We start from the raw sequence: 24,913 nt of genomic DNA, 5'->3' as shown, positions 1-24,913 counted from the left end.
CCGGCAGCGGATGCGTACTTTACGCACGAACCGGCGTGAGCACAAGGGCTTTTTCCACCGATTGTCATTTTGAGGACATGCGGGCGACACCTTTTCCCTTATCACCTCTTCTTGCTCCTTTGGCCTCGTCTCGCCGTCGCTTGCTGACACCTTTCTTCCCTGGCCAGAAACACATTCGGCCCCGCCAGAAATGGCGGGGCCGAATGGTCGGTCAGACATCTCGCGTCGGATCAGCGAGTCACCGTCACACGTGCGTAGCGCTTCTTGCCAGCCTGGATGACGATGGCCGTATCGAAAGGCACCATGTAGGAAGGCTCGATCACGTCTCCATCGACTTTCACGCGACCATTCTTGAGCATGTCCTTGGCCTGGGCGCTGTTGTTGGCCAGACCTGAACGATTGAGCACGGCGGCGATCGGCGCGACCTCTGCCCCTTCAAGGCTCACGGTGACATCCGGCATGTCCGCCGGCAGCTCACCTTCTGCCAGTTGGTTGCCACTGGAGAGGTGAGCCGTGGCAGCCGCCTCTTCATCGTGGAAACGCGCCACCAGCTCGCGAGCCAGCTCCATCTTAATGTCGCGCGGATTGGCGCCATTCTCGATGCTGGTCATCAGCGCCTTCACTTCCTCCATGGGGCGCAGCGAGAGCAGCTCGAAGTAACGCCACATCAGCGAGTCCGGCATGGAGACGATCTTGTTGAACATCTCGCCCGGACGGTCATTGATACCGATGTAGTTGCCCAGCGACTTGGACATCTTCTGCACGCCATCCAGACCTTCGAGGATCGGCATGGTGATCACGACCTGCGGCTCCTGGCCACGCTGGCGTTGCAGCTCACGGCCCATCAGCAGGTTGAACTTCTGATCGGTACCGCCGAGTTCGATATCCGCCTCCAGCGCCACGGAGTCATAGCCCTGGATCAGGGGATAGAGGAACTCGTGAATGGAGATCGGCTGGTTGCCGGTGTAACGCTTGTCGAAATCATCGCGCTCGAGCATGCGAGCCACCGTGCTGGAAGCCGCCAGTTCGATCATGTCGCTGGCAGAGAGCTTGCTGATCCATTCGGAGTTGAAGGCGATTCGCGTGCGATCCTTGTCGAGAATCTTGAAGACCTGCTCCTGATACGTCAGGGCATTGGCCTTCACGTCCTCTTCGGTCAGCGGCTTGCGCGTCACGCTCTTGCCGGTCGGATCACCGATGCGTCCGGTGAAGTCCCCGATCAGGAAGATGACCTCGTGGCCAAGATCCTGCAGCTGACGCAGCTTGTTGATCAGCACGGTATGCCCGAGGTGCAGGTCCGGCGCCGTCGGATCGAAACCCGCCTTGACCCTGAGCTTGCGTCCGGACTCGAGCTTCTTGATCAGCTCTTCCTCGACCAGCACCTCATCGGTACCGCGCTTGATGATCTCCAGCGCTTCCACTACTGACTTGTCGCTCATCCTGCCCTCTCTGACCGTTGCTGCTCCCCTCGTAACGGGGCATGTTGGCCGAGAATGTTAGCATGACACGCAGACCATGCACCCCTGCTCTGCCTCTGGCCATGAGGATGCCAACCAGACTTCCGCGACTCGGGGGCGCACGGCAGACTCGCTGACCCACGTTTCACTACCCGGGAGATCTCCATGGCGCTTTACCTCGGCCTGATGACAGGCACCAGCCTCGACGGCCTCGATGTCGCCCTGCTCGATATCGAACCCCATCAGGACTGCACTGCGCTGCGCGAGCACATCCGCTTCATCGACGGTCTGGATCTGCCGCTTCCGGAACCCCTGCGCACTCGCCTCTGGCGCCTGATGCACGAGGACCATGCGCATTTTCGTGATCTTGCCGCAGCCGAGCAGGCGCTGGCCGAACTGGCCGCCGACGCGATCCGCCAGCTGCTGTCTCGCCAGCGACTGGAACCGAAAGACATTCGCGCCATCGGCAGCCATGGACAGACCATCGAGCACCGCCCGCATGGCTTCAGCGATCAACCCTGTCAGACGCCTTACACCCTGCAGCTCGACAACCCCAGCCTGCTGGCCGAGCTGACCGGCATCCCCGTGGTGGCAGACTTCCGCCGCAGGGATCTGGCGGCCGGTGGGCAGGCAGCGCCTCTGGCGCCGGCATTTCACTCAGCGCTGTTCGCTCAGCCAGACCAGTGGCGGGGACTGCTGAACCTGGGGGGGATCGCGAACCTGACATTGCTCCCGCCGCTGGACTCGCAGGCGGCAGTGATCGGCTTTGATACCGGCCCGGCCAACTGCCTGCTGGATGCCTGGCATGCACGCCATCAGGGGGCCGCGATTGATCCTCAGGGCAGCTGGGCCGCCAGCGGCCATGTCATCGAGGAGCTGCTGGATCGTCTGCTCAGCGCGGATTACTTCACTCGACCGCTGCCGAAGAGTACCGGACGCGAGGACTTCCATCTCGACTGGCTGGAGCAGCACCTGACAGGCAGCGAGGCCCCTGCCGATGTGCAGGCCACCTTGCTGAGCCTGACGGTAGAGAGCATCGCGCGTGCACTTGAGCATACCGGCGTATCACTGGCGGGTCTGACACCCTGTGGTGGCGGAGCGCGCAACACCGCCCTGATGGCCGCGCTCGAACAGCGCCTTGCGCATGCAAGCCACCCCACCGGCCTGACCACCTGCGCCTCGCTTGGCTGGAATGCCGATCTCCTCGAAGCCAGCGCCTTCGCGTGGCTGGCCGCCCGCAGAGTGCTGGAGCGCCCCGGCAATCTCGTCAGCGTGACGGGAGCACGCGGCCTCAGAGTCCTGGGGGGCCTCTACGCACGCTGACCCATCGCGCGCAGACATGAAAAAGCCGCGCTCCTGGCAAAACAGAAGCGCGGCTTCGTCGAGTACCTGAGACATCTACCGTCGCAGGCCAGATTCTCCACGGACTTCAGCCATCGTCGTCCTGCAGCGAGAAGCGACTGGCGGCATTCATCACATCCAGTTGCGCTTCCTGAGCACTGTCGGAATCGCCGAACTTGATCATCAGACGCAGGTCATTGGCGGAATCGGCATGCGCCAATGCCACCTCCTCGGTGATCAGGTCCTGCTGATGCAACGCATAGAGCGATTGATCGAAGGTCATCATGCCCTGTTGCTGGGAGCGCTTCATCACGTCCTTTATCTCCACCACCGCCCCCTTGCGGATCAGGTCGACGATCAGCGGCGAGCGCAGCATCACCTCGATGGCCGGCACTCGCTGTGCGCCATTGCCACTCTTGTGAGGCAGCAGCTGCTGGGCCACGATGCCCTTGAGATTCAGTGACAGGTCCATCCATACCTGTTCGTGACGCTCTTCCGGGAAGAAGTGGATGATGCGATCCAGCGCCTGGTTGGCGTTGTTAGCGTGCAAGGTCGCCAGACACAGGTGACCGGTTTCCGCAAAGGTCAGCGCATGCTCCATGGTCTCACGCGAACGGATCTCGCCGATCATGATCACGTCCGGCGCCTGGCGCAGCGTGTTGCGCAGCGCCACCTCGAAGGACTCGGTGTCGATCCCCACTTCGCGCTGGGTCACGATGGAGCGCTGATGGGGATGGATGTACTCGATCGGATCCTCGATGCAGATGATATGGCCACTTGAGGTCTGGTTGCGGTGCTGGATCATCGAGGCCAGCGAGGTCGACTTGCCGGCACCCGTGCCCCCGACGAAGATCACCAGGCCACGCTTGGTCTCCGAGAGACTCTTGATGATTTCCGGCAGGCGCAGTTCTTCCAGGCTGGGAATCGACAGCTGGATGCGACGGATGACCATGCCCATCTGGCTACGCTGATAGAAGGCGCTGATCCGGAAACGCCCCACCCCCGGCAAACTGTGGGCAAAATTGGCCTCACGCTCCTGTTCGAAGCGCTCTCGCTGCATGTCGCTCATCGGCGCAAGCACCAGTTCTCGCACCTGATCGACACCGAGCTTCTTGTCACCCAGCGCCGCCATTCGCCCATTGACCTTCATCTGCGGCGGAGTCCCCGTCGAGATGAAAAGATCCGAGCTGCCCTTGCTGACCATCAACTGCAGGAGTTCCTGCAGCCATTCATGAGGAGTCATGAGCCGTGTCCCGATCCACTCTGTGAAGTCACATTCAAACTACGGTTTTATTATCGTTTATCGCAACGACCTTCCGTCCCGACGAGGACAACGCCCGTGATGGCCTTCAGGCGTGCCGTCTCGCCTGTCTCGACCTGGATTCGGCCATGGGCATTGCCCTTTCCCTGATGTCGCCTGGCAACACCACTGCACGGCAGTCGCGCACTATCCCAGCAGCCCCTTGGCCTTCGCTTGCGCGTCTTCGCTGGTCACCAGCCCCTCGGCCAACAGTCGCGTCAGCGCCGAATCCAGCGTCTGCATCCCCAACGCACCACCGGTCTGGATGGAGGAATACATCTGCGCCACCTTGTCCTCACGGATCAGGTTGCGGATGGCAGGAGTGGCAAGCATGATCTCGTGCGCTGCCACGCGCCCGCCGCCCACCTTCTTGAGCAGCGTCTGCGCGATGACCCCTTGCAGGGATTCGGACAGCATCGAACGCACCATCGCCTTCTCTTCGCCCGGGAAGACGTCGATGATGCGGTCGACGGTCTTGGTCGCCGAGGTGGTGTGAAGGGTGCCGAAGACCAGGTGCCCGGTCTCGGCGGCCGTCAGTGCCAGACGGATGGTCTCGAGATCTCGCAGCTCGCCGACCAGAATGACGTCCGGGTCCTCACGCAATGCCGAACGCAGAGCCGGCGCGAAGCCGTGGGTGTCACGATGCACTTCACGCTGGTTGACCAGGCAACGCTTGGACTGGTGGACGAACTCGACCGGATCCTCGATGGTGAGAATGTGGTCGTACTTGTTCTCGTTGATGTAATCGACCATTGCCGCCAGCGTGGTCGACTTGCCCGACCCTGTCGGGCCGGTGACCAGAATCAGGCCACGCGGCAGCATGCACATCTTGCGAAACGCCTCGCCGAGACCCAGGTCTTCCATCGTCAGCACTTCCGACGGGATGGTACGGAAGACGGCACCCGCCCCCCGCCCCTGGTGGAAAGCATTGACACGGAAGCGCGAGACGCCCGGCACCTCGAAGGAGAAATCCGTCTCGAGAAACTCCTCGAAGTCGCGACGCTGCTTGTCGTTCATGATCTCGTAGATCAGCGCACGCACCTGCTTGTCATCCATCGAAGGGACGTTGATGCGTCGTACGTCACCATCGACGCGAATCATCGGTGGCAGGCCGGCGGACAGGTGCAGATCCGATGCGTTCTGTTTTGCCGAAAAAGCCAGCAGTTCGGTAATATCCATGCAGATCCCTCGCGAAGACCGAAGCTCTTGTACCAACGAGTCCCGTGGACTCGGGTGTAAGTGTGATGTGGCTCTTCAGCAGATGGTGCGGTGGATATCATGACGAACGCCCTATCCAGCCCATACTACCGGTGGCGCCCACGACGCCGAGCCATCAACCGTGAAGATATTTCGCAAATTCTGGAGCCGAGCCGCATGACTGCAGTCCCCGACGACGAAGCTTGTGTTACTCAGTGTATCCTAGAGGCCCGTGCGCGGCTGGAAAAGGCACTGCTGGCAAGTAAACGCAACGTAGAGGCAGCCCGGATACTGGCGGTGAGCAAGACCAAGCCCGACCGGATGATTCGTGCTGCCTGGCGCAATGGCCAGCGGGCCTTCGGCGAGAACTATCTGCAGGAAGCGCTGGACAAGCAGCAGGCGCTGTCGGACCTCACCGATATCGAATGGCACTTCATCGGCCCCATCCAGTCCAACAAGACCCGCGCGATTGCCGAACACTTCTCTTGGGTACATGCCGTCGAGCGTGAGAAGGTGGCTCGCAGATTGAGCGAGCAACGCCCCGAGACCCTGCCGCCACTCGACATCTGTCTGCAGGTGAACGTCTCCGGCGAGGCCACCAAGGCAGGCGTCACACCCGAGGAATTGATTGCCCTGGCCGAGACGGTGCTGGCACTGCCCAACCTGCGACTGCGAGGCCTGATGGCGATACCCGCCCCCGCCTCATCCGAGGCTGACCTGCAGGAAAGGCAGGCGCCCTTCAGGACACTGCGCGTATTGCTGGAGCAGCTGCAGGCTCGCTTCCCCGCGGCCCGCTACCCTCAGGCCCAGCTCGACACCCTGTCCATGGGCATGAGTGGTGATCTCGAGGCCGCCGTCGCCGAAGGCGCGACGCTGGTCCGTCTCGGCACGGCCCTCTTCGGAGCGCGTGACTATTCCAGCGCCCACTGAGACCACTCACTGACGCCGCCCGCACACGATTCACGCACGCCACTGACGCATGCGCAGCCCGCGGACGAGTCACCTCCGGCAGCCTCGGACGCACGGTTCACTGCCACGAACGTCACTCTCGCGAAGCAGCCGCGGTAAAGTGCACAGACTCACCGCTCGCCGGTCCATCCCATCCGAACGATCAGGAGCACCGCATGACGCACCAGACCTCCGCCACTCCCCGCACCATCGCCTTCATCGGTGCCGGCAACATGGCCAGCGCCATCTTCGGCGGCATGATCGAGGCCGGCTATCCGGCAGACCGCATCATCGCGACGGCCCGTTCACGCGATACCCTCGAGGCGCTCGAGCAACGCTACGGCGTGACCACGACCCAGGACAACGCTGACGCCGTCGCACGTGCCGATGTCATCGTGCTGGGCGTCAAGCCCCAGATGATGCATGACGTCTGCCAGGCACTGGCGCCTGCCGTACAGGAGCGCAAGCCGCTGGTCATCTCGGTCGCGGCCGGCATCACCTGCGACAGTCTCGAGCGCTGGCTGGGGGGAGAGCTTGCCATCATCCGCTGCATGCCCAATACCCCCTCGCTGGTGGGCGTCGGTGCCAGCGGCCTCTACGCCACCTCGCGCGTGACCGATGAGCAACGTGCGCTGATGGACGAGATGCTGACCGCGGTCGGTATCGTCGAATGGGTCGAGGAAGAAGGTCTGCTGGAAGCGGTCACCGGGATTTCCGGATCCGGCCCGGCCTACTTCTTCCTGTTCATCGAAGCGCTTGAAGCCGCCGGTATCGAACTGGGACTGGATGCCGAGACGGCGCGCCGACTGGCGATCCAGACCGGACGCGGCGCCGCGCAGATGGCCTTCACCAGCGAGCACGAGCCGGCAGAGCTGCGTCGCCGTGTCTGCTCGCCGAATGGCACCACCGAACGCGCCATCAACAGCTTCGAGGGAGATGGCCTGCGCGAGATCGTCAGCCGTGCGGCCAAGGCGTCCAGCGCAAGGGCTGCAGAGCTGGCGCGTGAGCTGGACCAGTAACCCCTGTGGCGGGATTGCCACGCCACGAGTGGCAGCGTGCAGAGCGCCTGACTGGCAGCCCACTCGGGAAACCGCCATCATGCTGCGTTCATCTCGGATTGGCATGCTGATGGCATGACACGCCGACACCAGATTCGCGTCCTCAACTCACCGTCTTAAGGAAGGCCCCATGGGTGCTATGGGTAACATCGGACTTCAGCTGGTCACCATCCTGCTGCAACTGTTCGTCTATATACTGATGCTGCGTTTCCTGCTGCAGTTGTCTCGTGCAGATTTCTACAATCCGGTCACCCAGTCGGTGGTCAAGGCGACCAATCCGCTGGTGGCACCGCTGCAGGGCATCCTGCGCCCGCTGGGGCGCTTCGACATCGCCACGCTGGCGGCCGCCTTCATCGTCGTCAGTCTGGTGCTGGTCGCCATCGGCGCGCTGTTCGGCGGCATGCTGCCGATCGGCTTCATCGCGCTGACGGCACTGGGCACCATGCTCGACAGCATCATCAACATCTACTTCTTCGCCTTGATCGCGATGATCATCCTGTCGTGGGTCGCCCCCCAGGCCAACCACCCGGGCGCCATCCTGGTCCATCAGCTGGTGGACCCGATCATGAAGCCGGTGCGCAAGGTGATCCCGTCGATCGGCATGCTCGATCTGTCGCCGATCTTCGTGTTCATCGCCCTCAACCTGATCGGCAGTCTGGTCAGTCAGACGCTGCCGACCATCGGCATGCTGCGTAGCGTCTTCGGCTGATACGCACGCTCCTCCCTGCCAGACGTGACATCGCCGCTTCGCGGTGTCCCCCCCAGGCGCCCGCAACGGAACCTCCGCTGCGGGCGCCTGTGCTTCCTGCCCGCGCCACTGGCTCACGCGCGCCCGACGCTGTGCTAGAGTGATCCCTCGGCCGAAGCCAGAACCACGGTGCACGAGACGCCCACAAGGCGCATCACCGCGGCTTCGCGCCCCGGACACGGGCTCTGCCCGAACACTCTGCTGGACATGATGCTGGAAACCTTCACCACGATGCCTGATTCCCTTCCCCCGGATTCGGTCGGTCTCGTCACGCCCCGGACTGCCCACTTCGATACACCGCTGGAGCTGGCCTGCGGCAGACGTCTCGAACAGTACTCGCTGGTCTACGAGACCTATGGCGAGCTGAACGCTGACGCCAGCAACGCCCTCCTGATCTGCCACGCCCTGACCGGACACCATCACGCCGCCGGCTACCACGCGATGAGTGATCGCAAGCCCGGCTGGTGGGACGACTACATCGGCCCCGGCAAGCCTATCGATACCTCACGCTTCTTCGTCATCGCGCTGAACAATATCGGCGGCTGTCACGGCAGTACCGGCCCGACCTCGATCAACCCGGAAACGGGCGAACAATGGGGCCCCGATTTCCCGCTGGTGACCGTGCCGGACTGGGTCGAGAGTCAGAAGCGCCTCGCCGAACGTCTCGGCATCACGCGCTTCGCCGCGGTGGTCGGTGGCTCACTGGGCGGCATGCAGGCACTGCAGTGGGCGATGGATCATCCCGAGCGCGTCGGGCACGTCGCCATCATCGCCTGTACCCCCAAGCTCTCGGCGCAGAACATCGCCTTCAACGAAGTCGCGCGCCAGGCCATCCGCTCGGACCCGGAATTCCATGACGGCTGGTACTCACGCGTCGATGCCGTGCCCAAGCGCGGTCTCAAGCTGGCCCGCATGGTCGGTCACATCACCTATCTTTCCGAGCACTCGATGGGGACCAAGTTCGGGCGTGACCTGCGCCAGGACCGCCTCAACTTCGGTTACGACGTCGACTTCCAGGTCGAGAGCTATCTGCGCCATCAGGGCGACACCTTCTCCACCGCCTTCGACGCCAACACCTACCTGCTGATGACCAAGGCACTCGATTACTTCGATCCCGCCGCCACGGCCGGCGATGATCTGGCCGCGGCCATGGCACCGATCAGCTGCCCGGTGCTCGTCGTCAGCTTCACCACCGACTGGCGCTTCGCTCCTTCACGCTCGCGCGAGCTGGTCAACGCCATGATCCATGCCGGCAAGAACGTCAGTTATGCCAACATCGATTCTCCTCACGGCCATGACGCCTTCCTGCTGCCGGGAGAGCGCTATCAGGCAGTGCTGGGCAACTTCCTGACCCGCGCATACGACAAGGCCTGCAACGCAGCCTCTCCCCTGCACACCGCTCCCCAGGAGGCCAGCCATGCGTAACGACCTCGCCCAGATCCACGACTGGATTCCCGAAGGTGGCCGCGTGCTGGATCTCGCCTGTGGGGATGGCACCCTGCTGGCCTCGCTCAAGGAGACCAAGGGGGTGTTCGGCTACGGACTGGAGATCGATCCCGACAACATCAGCGCCTGCGTGGCGCGCGGCGTGAACGTCATCGAGCAGAATGTCGATGATGGTCTGGCCAATTTCGCCGATGACACCTTTGATCGCGTGGTGATGTCCCAGGCCCTGCAGGTACTGCGCCGTCCGGATCGTGCGCTGGAAGAGATGATGCGCGTCTCACGTGAAGCCATCATCACCTTCCCCAACTTCGCCTACTGGCGTCACCGCCTGCACCTGGGGCTCAAGGGGCGCATGCCGGTCTCCAAGTCACTGCCGCACGCCTGGTACGACACCCCCAACATCCACCTCTCGACCTTTGCGGATTTCGAGCGGCTGTGTCGTGCCCAGGGCCTCAAGATCATCGACCGCGCAGTCGGCAATGGCGATCACGAGCCACATCCGGCGGCGACCTGGTGGCCGAATCTGTTCGGAGAGGTGGCCATCTTCCGCGTCTGCCGCGACAACTGTCCGCCCGACAAGCGCTGATCACACTCGCCACACCGCCTTTGGAAAGACGGCCGACAGGGAGTCCCTGCCGGCCGTTTCGCGTCATGACGCCGCCAATTCTCCCCGCGCTCTCCCCGCGGCGCGATAGCGTTGCGCTATCCGGGCCATGCACAGACAGTCGCAACTAAAGTCTATATACTTTCGGGGTAAACGCAGCTGAGGATCACGGCTCGCACTTCCGGTGAGGTGCGCCGGCATCCCGAGGAGAGAGTGCATGAACTTCCATACCCGCAAATGGGTCAAGCCCGAAGACCTCAACCCCAACGGCACCCTGTTCGGTGGACGTCTGCTGGCCTGGATCGACGAAGAAGCGGCCATCTACGCCATCGTCCAGCTGGGGACTTCCCGCGTGGTGACGAAGTTCATGTCGGAGATCAACTTCGTCTCCAGTGCGCGCCAGGGCGATATCATCGAGCTGGGCATCACCGCCAGCGCCTTTGGCCGCACGTCCATCTCGCTGTGCGTCGAGATCCGCAACAAGATCACGCGTGAACGCATCCTGACCATCGACCGCATCGTGCTGGTCAGTGTCGATGCCGACTTCAAGCCGGTGCCCCACGGACGCACTCGTATCACGTATATCGAGGATCGCTTCCGCGAGCAGGCCGGCAGCAACGACAGCCAGGCCAATGACGCCGACGGGGATGCCACGCCGCAGAAAGCGGCCCGTCGTCGTGCGGAAGGCCAGGTCGACGTCAAGAGCGGCTGAGCGCAGCCCGGCTGACCGCAGCCCGACTGATCGCAGTCCGACTGAGCGACGCGATGCAAGAACGCAAAAGGCACCTCACAGGAGGTGCCTTTTTTCATGCCAGCGTTGCTCGCCCGGCCCGCTTTCTCAGCCCGGCAGATCCGGCGTGGCGATATCCGCCGCCTCACGCAGTCCCGCGCAGGCATCCTCCGTCTGAGCGACGGCCGGGGTGAACCACACCAGGTCATACGCCGAGGCCGCCCCCGCACTTTCCGGAAGATAGTCATCGAGCTGGGTCAGCGGCTGCCCCTCCTCCCCCCAGGCCACCGGCATCAGTGCGATGGAGAGCGAATCCCGGGTCAGCCAGCGCGGCACGCCGATATCGCGACGCGCATGGCCACTGCCGGCCACCAGCAACGCCGTGGCATCGCGATTGGCCAGCGCCTCGAGACGCTCCGCCATCTGCTGATCACGCGCCAGCTGGGCACGCAGCAGACCATCCAGGCGCTCTGCCCCCAGCAGACCACAGTGGCCTTCATCCAGCGCCTCGCGCTGCAGCCTCAGCACGGCCTCCGGCAGTGCTGGCGCCGTCTGGCCCTGGGCCATCACCGCGCGCACCTGCTCTCTGGTCAGACTGGCGGACGACAGGGGGGCGCCGCTGTCCAGCACACCACGCAACACGCTCGAGTAATCGGTGAAGTTCCAGCGTGCATCCCATGCCAGCAGGCGCATCAGCTCCTCATCCGGCAGGCCCGCCACGGCCAGCGAGGTGCGATTGACCAGTGACAGCGCCGCATCCTGACGGGAATCCAGCATTTCCATTGCCACGCCACCCAACTGACGACGTGCCGCCAGTGCATCGATCAGCCAGCGCTCCAGCAGATGATGATCCGGGTTGTCGTGATGCTCTCCCAGCAGCACCAGCGGATGCGCCTGCGCCCAGTCCACCAGTGCCGCCGGTGACAGGCGTCGATTGCCCTGCGCCACGAGAATGCTGCCCAGCAACGGATGTGAGGCGTCGGGATCATGCCAGGCAGGCAAGGGCGGAAGCGGCCCCGGCGGCGCTTGAGCCGCCTGCAGCGCCCCGCTCCCCAGCAACGAGAGACCGCCGGCGCCGGCGACCAGGCCAGCCAGCAACTGGCGACGCGTGAGGCCTGCCTGCCCAGCTGGGGCAGGACGGAGGAAGGCGGGACGATGAAATAGCGACATGAAGATAACCAGGCGTGAAGAAAGGCGATAATGGCCAACGGCGACACAGTCCATCGCGCACGGAAGGTCGAGCACTGCCAGCGGCAGCCGAGCATACCCTGCTGGCCGTCATTGCCCCATGATACCCGATGCGAGCCCCCTGATGCCCGAACGCACCGCGTTCTTCACCAACGCCTCTCGCCCACTCAGAGGAGACCCGCATGACACGCCGCCTGCTCCGCCTGCCACTGCCGGAGCTGCGCATCGGCTGCAGCCTGCCGATCAGGCTCGAGGATGGCCGCCCGGCCATGCTGATCCGGCTGGCCGATGGACTGCACGCCTATCTCGACGCCTGTCCGCACCGCGGCAGCCGCCTGATCGCTGACCCCGCCCACGACGAGCGCGAACACCGCGACCCCTATCTGGACGCCACCGGCGGACTGATCCTGTGTCATCGTCACCAGGCCTGCTTCGAGCCGCAGCAGGGCCTGTGCCTCAGTGGCCCCTGCACGGGGCAGCGACTGACCGCGCTGGACGTGACGATCGAGCGGCCTGACGGCTCGCCGGCGCAGCTGGTGCTGAAGAGTCGGCACTGAAGTGCCCCGCGATGATCAGAGTGAGCTCAGGCGTTACCCGCAGAAGCGCGCCTCGTGCAGCGGCAGCACCTCCTTGAGGGTCAACGACGCCTGCCAGAGCGGCTGCCTCGCGTCATCATGACAGGGCGCCAGTGCGACCTGCATCCTCAGCGCCAGCACCTCGACACCGGCGGCCTGGGCCGCGGCGAAGGCCTCGGCATAGGCCGGGTCCAGGTGAGCCGCCGGCGCGACATCCTCGATGGCATCGTGCGCGACGCAGAACACCAGCACACAGCGATGACCGGCCGCGACCAGCGCGGCAAGACTGGCAAGGTGACGGCGCGCGCGCGTACTGACCGAGTCCGGAAAATACCCATGCCCATCCGACTCACGCAGGGTGAGCTGCTTGACCTCGACATAGATCGAGGCGGCCTGCTCATCGCGCGGCCATAGCTGGAAATCGAGCCGCGAGCGCTCCGCGACCTCACTGCCTGCTGGCATGACCTCGACCCGCGCCTCCCGCTCGATTCGCGCCAGATTCGTCAGCCCTCTCTCACGCAGCGCAGCATGCAGTGCAGGCGGGCACTCTGACGAGTCACCCTCCCGCAGGACCGCCTCGACATGCGCATTGGCACGTCCGGTATGCACCGCCACCAAGGCCTCACGCCGACCGCCAGCCCCGGGAGGGTCCAGGGGCAGGCGAATCAGCTCCCAGGTCCAGGCAAGCTTGCGCTTCGGGTTGTTGGACGGTGACAGCCATACCTCACAGCCTTCCACGCACACGGCACGCATCGAGCCGGTATTCGGACAATGCGCCGTCACCACCTCGCCTGCCCGTTCCCCCTCGAGCAGCTCCACTTCAGCGAAGAAGCGCTTGTAGCGCCGGATCAGCCGACCACGATACAACCCTGTCAACTGCATCAGGCAGATGCTCCCGCCGGGGCAGCACGCCGCTCCAGGAAGCGCTCAAGTCTCGTCAGGGCTTCGCGCAGACGCGCCTCATCGGCCGTGAAGGCGATCCGCACATGGCGACGTCCATCTGCCAGCGCGAAATCGGTCCCCGGCGTGATGGCAACGTTCTCTTCCTCCAGCAAGGCACGGCAGAAGGCCTCGCTGTCATGACTCAAGTGCGAGATATCCAGCCAGACGTAGAAGGCGCCCTGCGGCGGCACCGACGGCGCCAGCCCCAGACGCTCAAGCCCGGCCAGCAGCACGCCACGGCGGGCTTCGAGCACCTGCCGACGACGCTCGAGCTCTGCTTCGCATTCCGGCGTGAAGGCTGCCAGCGCCGCATGCTGGGCAGGCGTCGAGGCGGCCAGGAAGACATTCTGCGCCAGGCGCGACAACGGCTCGACCGCCGCTTCCGGCGCCACCAGCCAGCCCAGTCGCCAGCCGGTCATGCCGAAATATTTCGAGAAGCTGTTGATCACGAAGGCATCCGGACATTCCGCCAACGCCGTATGTGCAGGCACGCCATAGGTCAGGCCTTGATAGATCTCATCGACCAGCAGGTGAGCGTCCCGGGCTCTGCACAGCTCCCCCAGCGCCTGCAGCTCCTGTGGCGACAACACGTGCCCGGTAGGATTGGAAGGAGATGCCACCATCACCGCGCGGGTGTTCTCGCGCCAGACCTCATCGGCAAGCTCCGCGGTCAGCTGCCAGCCGCTCTCGGCGCTGACAGGCACCACGTCGAGCTGGACATCGACCAGCCCCATGAAATGGCGATTGCACGGGTAGGTCGGATCCGCCATCAGCACGCTGTCACCGCGCTCGGCACACAGCAGGGTGGCCAGCAGCAGAGCGCCAGAGGCGCCGGGCGTGACGATGATGCGCGAGGGCGAGACCGTGACGCCGTGACGGCGCTGGTAGTCTGCCGCGATGGCGTCGCGCAGCGCGGGCAGGCCACAGGCGGGCGTATAGCGAGTCTGGCCAGCGGCCAATGCCGCCTGACCGGCCGCGATCACCGGCGCAGGGGTCGGGAAGTCGGGTTCGCCCACTTCCAGATGAATGACATCATGCCCGGCAGCCTCTCGCGCCTGGGCGGCTTCCAGCAGCGTCATCACGCGAAAGGCGGCAACGGATTCAAGACGGCGGGCAAACTGCATGATGGCACTCCTCGTGACGGAAGCTTCATTCTAGGCACCTGCCAAGGCCCATTCCCACCCCCTTTTCACAGGAAAATGCATGTTTGCGTGAACAGGCCTGTTCATGAGCCGGCACAAACTATCGTCGGAGTTCGGTTGCAAACTTTTCATTTTTACGCTAAATAAGCTGATCTTCTCGCGAGGGCAGCAGTCAGGACAGCCCCCTCGCCGTGGCCAAGGAGGCAGTGCAACAGACTGTCGACGGCCCAAGTCACCTTGCGGAATGAGGCGGTCCCATGCCAGTAGCTGAAACCAAGCCGGAAGCGCTTAAGAAATTCACCCCGTACGAGCCGGCAGCGGGTGAAGAGTACATGAACGAGAAGCAGCTAGCGCACTTCCGTCAAATCCTGCTGGACTGGAAACAGGAGCTGATGGAAGAGGTTGATCGCACCGTGCGTCACCTGCAGGAAGATGCCAACAACTACGCGGACCCTGCAGACCGTGCCACTCAGGAAGAGGGCTTCAGTCTCGAACTGAGAACGCGTGACCGCGAGCGCAAGCTGTTGAAGAAGATCAACGAGACCATCGAGAACATCGATGAGGACGATTACGGCTTCTGCGAAGCCTGTGGCGTCGAGATCGGTATCCGCCGACTGGAAGCACGCCCGACCGCGACCCAGTGTGTCGACTGCAAGACACTGGCCGAGCTGAAGGAAAAGCAGCTGGGCCGCTAAGCCCCGCTGTCGGTGAACCGACGGCCCGCCGTCGACCTCATCCCCCATACGGGCACCCTCCTTGGAGCGGTGCCCGTATGCGTTGGGGTCCGGACAGCCAGACATTCCCCCAATCACGGACGCCGGAGCCCTGCCGATGCCCACCGCCTACCGTGGCCGTTTTGCCCCGACCCCCTCTGGCCCACTGCACGCCGGTTCACTGCTGGCGGCCGTGGCCAGCTACCTGGATGCCCGGCATCACGCTGGCCAATGGCTGGTGCGCATCGAGGACATCGACCCGCCACGCTGCCCCGCAGGCAGCGCCGACGCCATCCTGCGTCAGCTGGAGGCCTTCGGGCTGCACTGGGACGGCGCGGTGCGCTATCAGAGTGATCGCCATGCCGCCTACGACGAGGCGCTCGCGAAGCTCGAGGCCACGGGTATCGCCTATCCCTGTGATTGCTCCCGCAAGCAGTGGCGGGACTTCGCGGTCTACCCGGGCTGGTGTCGCGATCGCGATGAGCCACCCGCTGGCGAGCACGCCTGGCGTCTGGACGTGCGAACGGCAGAGCGCTTCGGTGGAGCCGGCGCCATCGCCGGCTGGCACGATCGCCTGCAAGGCCCGATCCAGCAGGAACTGGCGGCACTCGGCGACGTGGTACTCAAGCGTCGCGATGGCCTGTGGGCCTATCAGCTGGCCGTGGTGGTGGATGACGCCGAACAGGGAATCACCGACGTCGTACGCGGCCTGGACCTGCTCGACAACACGCCCTGGCAACGCCTCCTGCAGGCGTCCCTTGGTCTTCCCACACCGCGCCTGACGCACCTGCCACTGATCACCGCCGACAATGGGCAGAAGCTCTCCAAGCAGAACCTGGCCCCGGCCCTGCCGGTCGATGAAGTCGCCATTCGCCAACTGCTGCATCACACGCTGACGCTGCTCGGGCAGGCACCGCCAGCCGAGCTGGCCACTGCCAGCCCCGCGGAACAACTGGCGCACGCCACGCCACGCTGGTCGCTCGCGAACGTTGGCGCGGCCCAGTCACTGCGCATGGCCACGCCATTTCCATGACGACCAGGCCAGCCACGATTGTCGGATTGCCAGCCCACGGGGAACAGGGGAGACTTTGTACGAGATAGCCAAGGCATCAGCGCCATCTCATTTCTTCACGCACTCCATCAGGCGAGCGATAGCATTCCATGGCCCGGATTCTGATCATCGAAAAGGAAGGTGCCACACGCACTGCCCTTCAGCATCTGCTGGAGCGCGACGGGCACGGCGTGGTGCATGCCAATGGACTTGAAGACGCCTGTCGTCAGAAACCCGGCGAGTTTGCACTGGTCATCTGCGATGTCGCGCTCGCCGGAGAACATGCCAAGCCCGTTCTCGAGGCCAGCCACCCTGCCCCGGTGATCCTGCTGGCGGATCCCCCCAGCCTGCATGGCGCCATCGCCTGCCTGAAAGCCGGCGCCGCGGATTATCTGCCCAGACCCTTCGATCAGGAGGCCTTCGCGCGCAGCGTACGTGAGGCGCTGGCCTTGCCGCGCAATGACGATGCGCCGTCCCCCTCATCGCGCCCCTCCTCTCATTCCGGAGCCACCGGCTCGCAGGTCGAGATGATCGGCCACTGCCGTGCGATGCAGCAGGTCTATACCCGCATCCGCAAGGTGGCCCCCGCGGATGTCACCGTGCTGGTACTTGGCGAATCCGGCACCGGCAAGGAGCTGGTCGCACGTGCGATCCATCGCCAGAGCGGACGGCATCAGGCACCGCTGATCTGCGTCAACTGTGCCGCCATTCCGGAAACCCTGATCGAATCCGAGCTGTTCGGGCATGAAAAGGGCGCCTTCACCGGCGCGACGAATTCACGCACCGGCCTGATCGAAGCCGCGGATGGCGGCACCCTGTTCCTGGATGAGATCGGGGAACTGCCGCTGGATGCTCAGGCTCGCCTGCTGCGTGTCCTTCAGGAGGGTGAGATACGTCGCGTCGGCGCCATCGAGACGCGCCATGTGGATGTCCGCCTGATCGCGGCCACTCACCGCGACCTGCACCGCCTCTCCGCGACCGGCGAATTCCGCCTGGATCTCTATTATCGCCTCAACGTCATGGAGATTGACCTGCCTGCGCTGCGTGAGCGGGGAGATGACGTGCTGGAACTGGCCGAACACCTGCTGAAGGGCATCGCGCGCCGGCATGCCCGGGAGGGGATGCGGCTGTCACAGCGTGCGCGCCAGGAAATCCATCAGTACGGCTGGCCCGGCAATGTGCGCGAGCTCGAGAATGCCCTGGAGCGCGGCGTGATCCTGGCAGACCGTCGGATCATCGCCCCGGAAGACCTGGGCCTGCGCGCCGAGCATGTCCTGCGAAGCGATACTGCTGACGGCCATCCACAGGAGCCCCTCGCCCACCAGCCGCCTCCCGTCACTTCAGCACCGCGTCCGCAGGCTGAAGGTGCCTCTCCGGCACGGGAGACCGCCCCCCCTCGACCCGCGCCTCCACTCGCCACCCCGACACCGGAAGAGGAAGACCTGTCCCTCGAGGACTACTTCCAGCATTTCGTTCTCGAACATCAGGACCACATGAGCGAAACGGAGCTAGCCCGTCGACTCGGCATCAGCCGCAAGAATCTGTGGGAGCGCCGTCAGCGGCTGGGTATCCCGCGCAAGAAGGCACGCCGTGGCAGCGCGACGTCCTGAGGCATCATCAGGCACATGTCTCCCTCGGACAGGCGCACGGGCAGGCTGACGATCACCAGCCGACCCGCGGGCTCCCCATCCGCATTGCACCAAGCGGGTGCTCGCCCCCACGACTCACCTGGCCGTCTTCGAGACATCAACACTCAAACCCTTCAGGACTCGGCAGGCAGCCTGCCGGCCTCGCTAGACTTTAGTGCCGAATCCATGCCGGAAAACACTTCCCAATCATTAGCTTGCGAGTCACTCCGTTAGACCTTCGCACCAATTGTTACCATCGACCCCAAACAGTGCCCCCATCCAGCGCGGTAATGGCCACGTCAGGTAACACCTCAGCCTCACCTACGCCTCACGTCTCAGCGACCTATGTCTAAATGACTGAATTACGTGTTTTTTTTAAGCTGTGGCACATCCGATGCAATAACACGGTCAAGAAAAAGAACAACCGGAAATACGAAGCGCGTCCAACAACAACAAGATTGCGCAAGGCTTCGAAAACCCTCGACACCAACAACAACAAGATTCGTCGAGCGAGTGACATTGATGATGACAGGCAAGCACGGCCGAGATTCATGGCCGGATGCTGGAGCCACAACAAGAACAAGCGGCCGCACGTCATCATCCGCCGAACCAACAACAACAAGATATCGGCAGTCCGGAATCTACTGACCAGGACGCGACGAATCCGGCCTCGAGTGCCAACAACAACAAGATACTCGACCCCGGATCACCCCCGACCCAACAACAACTCGCGGGGGGAGGCTATTCAGCCGTCGGTGAATGGAAGATTGTTTTGAATACGAGATGGTCACTGAACAGACGGTCAGATAACAACAATAGCTTCATCTGTCTGCGTGATTGGCGACTGTGGTGCGTATTCAAGGCGATGCGCCTTCACGAAAAAGAACATCTGCTCAAGGATGCGTGTACTCTACCTGAAAGGGAGACCGAGAAATCGGTCTCCCTTTTTCCTTGCCCGAGAGGCATTTCTTCCCTCATCAGGCACCTTGAAGTGCAGTCTCGGCCCATCAGTGGCAGACCGGCGCTTTGCCAAGGTATCTGCCCTCCGCTACACTGGGCGGCCTGCTACGCACGAGTCGAATCGCTGCATGTTCAAAGGATTTACCCGCTTTCTCCAACGCCCCGGTGACCGCTTGAAGACGCTTTTCAATGCAACTGACGCGCCCGAGGCCACCCTGCCCAGCCTGCGTGTGATACCGCGGGATGAGCATCCCGTGTCCCGCCGCCAGCTCAGCGAAAACGCGCTGAAGGTGCTCTATCGCCTGCAGAGCGGCGGCTATCAGGCCTATCTGGTCGGTGGCTGCATCCGCGATGCCCTGCTCGGCGAGCGTCCGAAGGACTTCGACGTGGCGACCAACGCCACGCCGGAACAGGTCCGCGAGCTGTTCCGCAACGCACGTATCATTGGCCGACGCTTCCGCATCGTGCATGTACGCTTCGGCCGTGAGGTGATCGAGGTCACCACCTTCCGTGGCAAGCCTGCCGACAGCACACCGAGCCAGCATACCCAGCAGTCGGAAGATGGCATGCTGCTGCGCGACAACGTCTGGGGCTCCATCGAGGAGGACGCGCTGCGCCGCGACTTCACGATCAACGCCCTCTACTACGACGTGTCCGACTTCACGATCCACGACTGGGCACATGGCGTGCGTGACATCGAAGCGCGCATGATCCGCCTGATCGGTGACCCGGAAACGCGCTATCGCGAAGACCCGGTCCGCATGCTGCGGGCGGTCCGCTTCGCCGGCAAGCTGGACTTCGACATCGAGGAAGCCACCGCCGAACCGATGTACGAGCTGGCACCGCTGCTGCTGCAGATTCCGCCGGCACGCATGTTCGAGGAAGTGCTGAAGCTGTTCATGTCCGGCTACGCTCTGGAAACGTTCCACCTGTTGCGTGAGTTCGGCCTGTTCCAGATGCTGTTCCCTGAAACGGAAGAGAGCTTCGCGCACTATCACTGGTCCATGCCGCTGATCGAGAAGGCGCTGGCGAGCACGGATGATCGTATCCGTGACGACAAACCGGTCACGCCGGCCTTCCTCTACGCTGCGCTGCTGTGGCCTGGCGTCAAGGCACGCACCGACCAGCTGGTCGCCAGTGGCATGCCGGACATCCCGGCCGCCCACCAGGCGGCTCAGCAGGCGATCGCCCGTCAGCTCAACCACACCTCGATTCCGAAGCGCTTCAGCATCCCGATGCGCGAGATCTGGGACATGCAGGCCAAGCTGCCGCGTCGCCGTGGCAAGCGCGCCTTCCAGACCCGCGAGCATCCACGCTTCCGCGCCGCCTATGACTTCCTGCTGCTGCGGGAATTCGCCGGCGAAGTGAAGCCGGGACTGGGCAAGTGGTGGACCGACTTCCAGGAAGTCGATTCCCGTGCTCAGGTCGCCATGATCGAAGGCGTGTCCGATGAGGGGCCGGCAGGCAGCAAGCCCGCGGGCACCAAACGTCGCGGCAAGCGCCGTCGCAATGGTCGCGGACAAGGCTGAGCACTGACGTGCCGACGCAGGAACCTCGCATGACTTCGACAGCCTTGATCGGCCTCGGTGCCAATCTTGACGATCCGCGCGCTCAACTCGAGCGCGCACTTGAGGCGCTGGACCGCCTGCCGCTGACCCGCTGCACGCGCCACTCGCGCCTGTATGCCAGCAAGCCGGTCGGGCCTCAGGATCAACCTGACTTCGTCAATGCCGTCGCCGAGCTCACCACACGCCTCTCCCCCCTGGCGCTGCTGGATCAACTGCAGGCACTCGAACAGCAGCACCGTCGCGTACGATTGCGCCACTGGGGGCCTCGCACCCTGGATCTGGACCTTCTACTGTTCGATGATCGCTCCATCACTACCCCGCGCCTGTCAGTGCCGCACCCCGAGATGCTCACACGAGGTTTCGTGCTGCGTCCACTGGCGGACCTGCTGGGCCCCGTGCGCGTTTCCTCCCTGAGCGAAGATGACCTGGAGACGCTGGCACAGCGGGTTGAAGGAGATGACTTGCTCCCCCTCGGGCCTCGGGAGTAGAGTTTCGCCACATTGTTACCGATGCGCCCACTGATCGTGGCTCGGTAACACTTTCTGGTAACACCGGCTCGTCCTGTCAGGTCGCGCACATGGCTCCCCGCCTGCGACGATCCTGGCCACGTCGTCCGTCCGACGCCACGGACACGACAAGGCACACGCGCCGCAACGAGTACGCTTCCTGATGAAAAACGTCACCCTGAGCACCCTGCGCCGCCTCAAGGCCGACGGTGAGACGTTCAGTTGCCTCACTGCCTACGACGCGACCTTCGCCCACCTCGCTGGAGAAGCCGGCATTGAAGTACTGCTGGTCGGCGATTCCCTCGGCATGGTCCTGCAAGGCCACACCAGCACCCTGCCTGTCACCATCGATGACATCTGTTACCACACCGCGGCCGTCGCGCGTGGCAAACAGGGCAGCCTGGTCATGGCTGATCTTCCCTTCATGAGCAATGCCAGCACCGAGATACTTCTCGACCATGCCGCACGTCTGATGCGTGCCGGTGCCGAGATGGTGAAGGTGGAAGGCGAAGCCTGGCTCGCCGAGGCCGTCACGGCCCTCGTCCAGCGTGGCGTGCCGGTCTGCGTGCACATGGGCCTGACGCCGCAGCATGTCCATGCCTTCGGAGGCTACAAGGTGCAGGGCCGCGAGGAAGCGCGTGCCACGCAGATGATCGCCGACGCCCGCACGCTTGAAGCCGCCGGTGCCGCGATCATTCTGCTCGAGTGCGTGCCTGCCGAGCTCGCCGCACGCATTCGTGATGCGGTCGAGGTGCCGGTGATCGGTATCGGCGCAGGCGTCGAGGTGGACGGCCAGATTCTGGTCATGCATGACATGCTCGACCTGACACCGGGCCGCAAGCCGCGCTTCGTCAAGAACTTCATGGCTGAGGCCAGCAGCGTGCAGGACGCCTTCGCTGCCTATCATCGGGCCGTCAAGGAACGCAGCTTCCCGGCAACGGAGCACACCTTCTGATGGAGACCCTCACTCACATCAGCGCCCTGCGCGAGCGCCTGGCCGAGGTGCGCCGCAAGGGCCTGCGCATCGCGCTGGTGCCCACCATGGGCAATCTGCATGCAGGCCATCTGTCCCTGGTGCGCGCGGCACGCCGACAGGCGGACTTCGTCGTCGCCAGCATCTTCGTCAACCCGCTGCAGTTCGGGCCGGGCGAAGACCTCGACAGCTACCCGCGCACGCTTGTCGATGACCAGAACGCATTGACCGCAGAGGGCTGTGATCTGCTGTTCGCCCCGTCGACAGCGGAGCTGTACCCCGAAGGGCGCACCGGACTGTGCAACGTGCAGGTCCCGGGGGTCTCCGAAGGCCTGTGCGGCGGCAACCGACCGGGACACTTCGATGGCGTGGCCACCGTCGTCAGCATCCTGTTCCATCTGGTGCGTCCCGATGTCGCCTGTTTCGGCGAGAAGGATTTCCAGCAGCTGGCGGTGATCCGCAAGCTCAATCGTGATCTGCACTTCGGGATCGAGATCCTCGGCGTGCCCATCGTGCGTGCCGAGGATGGTCTGGCACTCTCCTCGCGCAACGGCTACCTGAGCGCCGAAGAACGCGCCATCGCCCCTCGCCTTGCGCAATGCCTGAATGCGCTCAAGGACAGCCTCGAAAGTGGCACCGCGCCTGCCGAGGCCCTGCGCGTCGCGCTGGCCGCCATCAGCGAGTGCGGCTTCAAGCCGGACTATCTCGAACTGCGCCGCGCCGAGGACCTGGGCCCGGTGCAGGACGACACCCGTGATGCCGTGATTCTGGTCGCGGCACACCTGGGACGTACCCGTCTGCTCGATAACCTGAAGGTCGCCTTGCCGGTGGCCTGATGCCTGAATAGACTGCGCCGCCCTGCCTTCACGACCGTGTCCCGCGTTCCGGTCATCAAGGCCTCCTGCGCCCGGCGGCGCTCAACCGGAGATATCCCGATGCAAGCCATCATGCTCAAGGCCAAGCTGCACATGGCCCGCGTGACCCATGCCGTTCTCAATTACGAAGGCTCCTGCGCCATCGATGGTGACCTGCTCGACATGGCAGGCATCCGTGAGTACGAACAGATCCAGATCTACAACGTGGACAATGGCAAGCGTTTCACCACCTATGCCATCCGCGGTGAAGAAGGTTCGAAGATCATCTCGGTGAATGGTGCCGCGGCCCACCAGGCCGACGTCGGTGACCGCGTGATCATCTGCGCCTTCGCCAACTATGCAGAGAGCGAGCTGGAGGCCCACAAGCCCTCCATGGTCTATCTGATGGAAGGCAATGAGGTCAGCCACACGGCCAACGCCATTCCGGTGCAGATGGCCTGATCGCCGTCCTCCCACGGCAATGAAACACGCAACGACGACGCCAGCCCCGCGAAAGCGGAGCTGGCGTCGTCGTTGATGGCCACGCAAAGGGGCGCCCCCCGGAGCACGTATGGCAAATGGCTGACAGACCCACGACGCTTTGACGATTGCCGCATTGCACAACACTGCCTTATGCTGGAATCTCGCATCAGCAAGGCTGCAAGCCCTCTACCCGATTCGACAGTGCAGGGCGCAGCGTCTTTGACTCAGACAGTCTCGCGAGAGAACAGGAGCGTTCAGATGCAAGATGTGGTGATCGTAGCAGCTCGTCGTACCGCCGTAGGTGCCTTCGGAGGCAGCCTCGCTGGCATTTCCGCCGCTGACCTCGGGGCACATGTCATCAAGGATATCCTCGCCAGCACAGGGGTGAGCGGTGATCAAGTCGACGAAGTTCTGCTCGGCCAGGTGCTGACGGCAGGCTGCGGCCAGAATCCGGCTCGTCAGACCGTCATCAAGGCAGGCTTGCCGGAAGGCGTGCCGGCGATGACCATCAACAAGGTCTGTGGCTCTGGCCTGAAAGCACTGCATCTGGCCACCCAGGCCATCCGCTGTGGCGATGCCCAGCTGATTCTGGCCGGCGGTCAGGAGAACATGTCACTGTCTCCTCATGTGCTGCCCAACTCCCGCAATGGCAAGCGCATGGGTGACTGGAAGGCGATCGACACCATGGTCCACGACGGACTTTGGGATGCCTTCAATGATATCCACATGGGCATCACCGCCGAGAACCTGGCAGAGAAGTACGAGATCACCCGCGAAGCGCAGGATGCCTTCGCTGCCGCATCCCAGCAGAAGGCCTGCGAGGCCATCGAGGCGGGCCGCTTCAAGAGCCAGATCGTTCCGGTCGAGATTCCGCAGCGCAAGGGCGACCCAATCGTCTTCGACACCGACGAGAACCCGCGTGCCGGCACCACTGCCGAGAAACTCGCCGGCATGCGTCCAGCCTTCAAGAAGGATGGTACCGTCACCGCTGGCAACGCCTCGGCGCTCAATGATGGTGCCGCCGTGGTCATGCTGTGTTCCGCCGACAAGGCCCGCGAACTTGGCCTGACGCCGCTGGCGACCATCAAGGCGTACTCCAACGCCGGTGTCGACCCGAAGATCATGGGCATCGGGCCGGCTCCCGCCACCCGCCTGTGCCTCAAGAAGGCCGGCTGGAGCCTGGAAGATCTCGATCTCGTCGAAGCCAACGAAGCCTTCGCCGCCCAGGCGCTCTCCGTCAACAAGGAGCTGGGCTGGGATGTCGACAAGGTCAACGTCAATGGCGGTGCCATCGCGCTGGGCCACCCGATCGGGGCATCCGGCTGCCGTGTACTGGTCACGCTGGTACACGAGATGATCGCCCGCGATGCCAAGAAGGGTCTGGCGACCCTGTGCATCGGCGGCGGCCAGGGTGTCGCACTGGCCATCGAGCGCAGCTGATCGCCCACGGTGATCTCCCGCTGCTCCCGCGATCACGGGCACCAGGAGACAAGAAAGCCCC

Annotated in this window: 23 protein-coding genes; 17 read left to right on the top strand and 6 right to left on the bottom strand. The window is 63.8% G+C overall.

Annotated elements, in window-relative coordinates; all coding sequences use genetic code 11:
• Nucleotides 1–230: 230 nt before the first annotated feature.
• A complete protein-coding gene (tyrS, locus tag QD172_RS11595) occupies nucleotides 231–1,439 on the bottom strand; it encodes a tyrosine--tRNA ligase (protein WP_279855803.1) in 1,209 nt (402 codons plus the stop codon).
• A gap of 183 nt (nucleotides 1,440–1,622) precedes the next feature.
• Between tyrS and QD172_RS11590 the strand changes: the two genes are divergently transcribed.
• Nucleotides 1,623–2,780, top strand: coding sequence for an anhydro-N-acetylmuramic acid kinase (locus QD172_RS11590; RefSeq protein WP_279855802.1), 1,158 nt, complete (start codon nucleotides 1,623–1,625; stop codon nucleotides 2,778–2,780).
• A 106-nt stretch (nucleotides 2,781–2,886) separates the two neighbouring features.
• On the opposite strand, the gene QD172_RS11585 is transcribed toward QD172_RS11590, so the two are convergent.
• Together QD172_RS11585 and QD172_RS11580 are read right to left on the bottom strand one after the other, a co-directional pair.
• On the bottom strand, nucleotides 2,887–4,041 hold the full coding sequence (locus tag QD172_RS11585; RefSeq protein ID WP_077379436.1) for a PilT/PilU family type 4a pilus ATPase: 1,155 nt from the start codon (nucleotides 4,039–4,041) through the stop codon (nucleotides 2,887–2,889).
• Between the two features lie 204 nt (nucleotides 4,042–4,245).
• Entirely contained in the window at nucleotides 4,246–5,277 is a 1,032-nt protein-coding gene (locus QD172_RS11580; RefSeq protein ID WP_077379438.1) for a type IV pilus twitching motility protein PilT, read from the bottom strand.
• Nucleotides 5,278–5,472: 195 nt separating this feature from the next.
• On the opposite strand from QD172_RS11580, the gene QD172_RS11575 reads away from it, so the two are divergent.
• From QD172_RS11575 to QD172_RS11550, 6 genes are all read left to right on the top strand, one after another.
• Nucleotides 5,473–6,225 carry a YggS family pyridoxal phosphate-dependent enzyme gene (locus tag QD172_RS11575; protein ID WP_136939425.1) on the top strand — a complete coding sequence of 251 codons (753 nt, stop codon included), beginning with the start codon at nucleotides 5,473–5,475 and terminating at the stop codon, nucleotides 6,223–6,225.
• Between the two features lie 194 nt (nucleotides 6,226–6,419).
• The gene (gene proC, locus QD172_RS11570) at nucleotides 6,420–7,262 is read left to right on the top strand and encodes a pyrroline-5-carboxylate reductase (protein WP_084209472.1); all 843 of its coding nucleotides are present in this window, start codon (nucleotides 6,420–6,422) and stop codon (nucleotides 7,260–7,262) included.
• A gap of 169 nt (nucleotides 7,263–7,431) precedes the next feature.
• Complete coding sequence (locus QD172_RS11565; RefSeq protein WP_077379444.1) at nucleotides 7,432–8,010, top strand: YggT family protein; 579 nt, start codon at nucleotides 7,432–7,434, stop codon at nucleotides 8,008–8,010.
• A gap of 270 nt (nucleotides 8,011–8,280) precedes the next feature.
• A complete protein-coding gene (locus QD172_RS11560; RefSeq protein ID WP_077379977.1) occupies nucleotides 8,281–9,474 on the top strand; it encodes a homoserine O-acetyltransferase in 1,194 nt (397 codons plus the stop codon).
• Complete coding sequence (gene metW / locus QD172_RS11555) at nucleotides 9,467–10,081, top strand: methionine biosynthesis protein MetW (protein WP_077379447.1); 615 nt, start codon at nucleotides 9,467–9,469, stop codon at nucleotides 10,079–10,081. Before QD172_RS11560 ends, metW begins: the two co-directional genes overlap by 8 nt.
• A gap of 235 nt (nucleotides 10,082–10,316) precedes the next feature.
• Entirely contained in the window at nucleotides 10,317–10,811 is a 495-nt protein-coding gene (locus tag QD172_RS11550) for a hotdog domain-containing protein (RefSeq protein ID WP_077379450.1), read from the top strand.
• Nucleotides 10,812–10,937: 126 nt separating this feature from the next.
• Here QD172_RS11550 and QD172_RS11545 read toward each other — a convergent pair whose 3' ends face one another.
• A complete protein-coding gene (locus QD172_RS11545; RefSeq protein ID WP_279855801.1) occupies nucleotides 10,938–11,999 on the bottom strand; it encodes a ChaN family lipoprotein in 1,062 nt (353 codons plus the stop codon).
• A gap of 200 nt (nucleotides 12,000–12,199) precedes the next feature.
• Here QD172_RS11545 and QD172_RS11540 point away from each other — a divergent pair, with 200 nt between their 5' ends.
• The gene (locus QD172_RS11540) at nucleotides 12,200–12,574 is read left to right on the top strand and encodes a Rieske 2Fe-2S domain-containing protein (protein ID WP_077379454.1); all 375 of its coding nucleotides are present in this window, start codon (nucleotides 12,200–12,202) and stop codon (nucleotides 12,572–12,574) included.
• 33 nt (nucleotides 12,575–12,607) lie between these two features.
• On the opposite strand, the gene QD172_RS11535 is transcribed toward QD172_RS11540, so the two are convergent.
• Together QD172_RS11535 and QD172_RS11530 are read right to left on the bottom strand one after the other, a co-directional pair.
• Nucleotides 12,608–13,474 carry a DNA/RNA nuclease SfsA gene (locus QD172_RS11535; protein ID WP_279855800.1) on the bottom strand — a complete coding sequence of 289 codons (867 nt, stop codon included), beginning with the start codon at nucleotides 13,472–13,474 and terminating at the stop codon, nucleotides 12,608–12,610.
• Nucleotides 13,474–14,658 carry an aminotransferase class I/II-fold pyridoxal phosphate-dependent enzyme gene (locus tag QD172_RS11530; RefSeq protein WP_279855799.1) on the bottom strand — a complete coding sequence of 395 codons (1,185 nt, stop codon included), beginning with the start codon at nucleotides 14,656–14,658 and terminating at the stop codon, nucleotides 13,474–13,476. Before QD172_RS11530 ends, QD172_RS11535 begins: the two co-directional genes overlap by 1 nt.
• 275 nt (nucleotides 14,659–14,933) lie before the next feature.
• On the opposite strand from QD172_RS11530, the gene dksA reads away from it, so the two are divergent.
• The 9 genes from dksA to QD172_RS11485 all read left to right on the top strand — a co-directional run bounded on the left by dksA (nucleotide 14,934) and on the right by QD172_RS11485 (nucleotide 24,852).
• Nucleotides 14,934–15,371, top strand: a complete 438-nt coding sequence (gene dksA / locus QD172_RS11525; protein ID WP_077379460.1) for an RNA polymerase-binding protein DksA — start codon at nucleotides 14,934–14,936, stop codon at nucleotides 15,369–15,371.
• A 136-nt stretch (nucleotides 15,372–15,507) separates the two neighbouring features.
• Complete coding sequence (gluQRS, locus tag QD172_RS11520; protein ID WP_279855798.1) at nucleotides 15,508–16,422, top strand: tRNA glutamyl-Q(34) synthetase GluQRS; 915 nt, start codon at nucleotides 15,508–15,510, stop codon at nucleotides 16,420–16,422.
• A gap of 128 nt (nucleotides 16,423–16,550) precedes the next feature.
• Nucleotides 16,551–18,050 carry a sigma-54 dependent transcriptional regulator gene (locus tag QD172_RS11515; protein WP_279855797.1) on the top strand — a complete coding sequence of 500 codons (1,500 nt, stop codon included), beginning with the start codon at nucleotides 16,551–16,553 and terminating at the stop codon, nucleotides 18,048–18,050.
• A gap of 1,106 nt (nucleotides 18,051–19,156) precedes the next feature.
• On the top strand, nucleotides 19,157–20,557 hold the full coding sequence (gene pcnB / locus QD172_RS11510; protein ID WP_077379465.1) for a polynucleotide adenylyltransferase PcnB: 1,401 nt from the start codon (nucleotides 19,157–19,159) through the stop codon (nucleotides 20,555–20,557).
• A 29-nt stretch (nucleotides 20,558–20,586) separates the two neighbouring features.
• Nucleotides 20,587–21,084, top strand: a complete 498-nt coding sequence (folK, locus tag QD172_RS11505; RefSeq protein ID WP_136939433.1) for a 2-amino-4-hydroxy-6-hydroxymethyldihydropteridine diphosphokinase — start codon at nucleotides 20,587–20,589, stop codon at nucleotides 21,082–21,084.
• Nucleotides 21,085–21,265: 181 nt separating this feature from the next.
• On the top strand, nucleotides 21,266–22,057 hold the full coding sequence (gene panB, locus QD172_RS11500; RefSeq protein WP_077379469.1) for a 3-methyl-2-oxobutanoate hydroxymethyltransferase: 792 nt from the start codon (nucleotides 21,266–21,268) through the stop codon (nucleotides 22,055–22,057).
• Complete coding sequence (gene panC / locus QD172_RS11495; protein ID WP_176503562.1) at nucleotides 22,057–22,911, top strand: pantoate--beta-alanine ligase; 855 nt, start codon at nucleotides 22,057–22,059, stop codon at nucleotides 22,909–22,911. Before panB ends, panC begins: the two co-directional genes overlap by 1 nt.
• A 99-nt stretch (nucleotides 22,912–23,010) precedes the next feature.
• The gene (gene panD, locus QD172_RS11490) at nucleotides 23,011–23,391 is read left to right on the top strand and encodes an aspartate 1-decarboxylase (protein WP_077379473.1); all 381 of its coding nucleotides are present in this window, start codon (nucleotides 23,011–23,013) and stop codon (nucleotides 23,389–23,391) included.
• A 279-nt stretch (nucleotides 23,392–23,670) separates the two neighbouring features.
• Nucleotides 23,671–24,852 carry an acetyl-CoA C-acetyltransferase gene (locus QD172_RS11485; RefSeq protein WP_084209482.1) on the top strand — a complete coding sequence of 394 codons (1,182 nt, stop codon included), beginning with the start codon at nucleotides 23,671–23,673 and terminating at the stop codon, nucleotides 24,850–24,852.
• Nucleotides 24,853–24,913: the final 61 nt, after the last annotated feature.

It is taken from the genome of Cobetia sp. 10Alg 146, assembly GCF_029846385.1.
In the GTDB taxonomy this organism is placed as follows: Bacteria; Pseudomonadota; Gammaproteobacteria; order Pseudomonadales; family Halomonadaceae; genus Cobetia; species Cobetia marina.
Note: the sequence above shows the minus strand (reverse complement) of the source record. Positions and strands in the feature narration are given on the sequence as shown.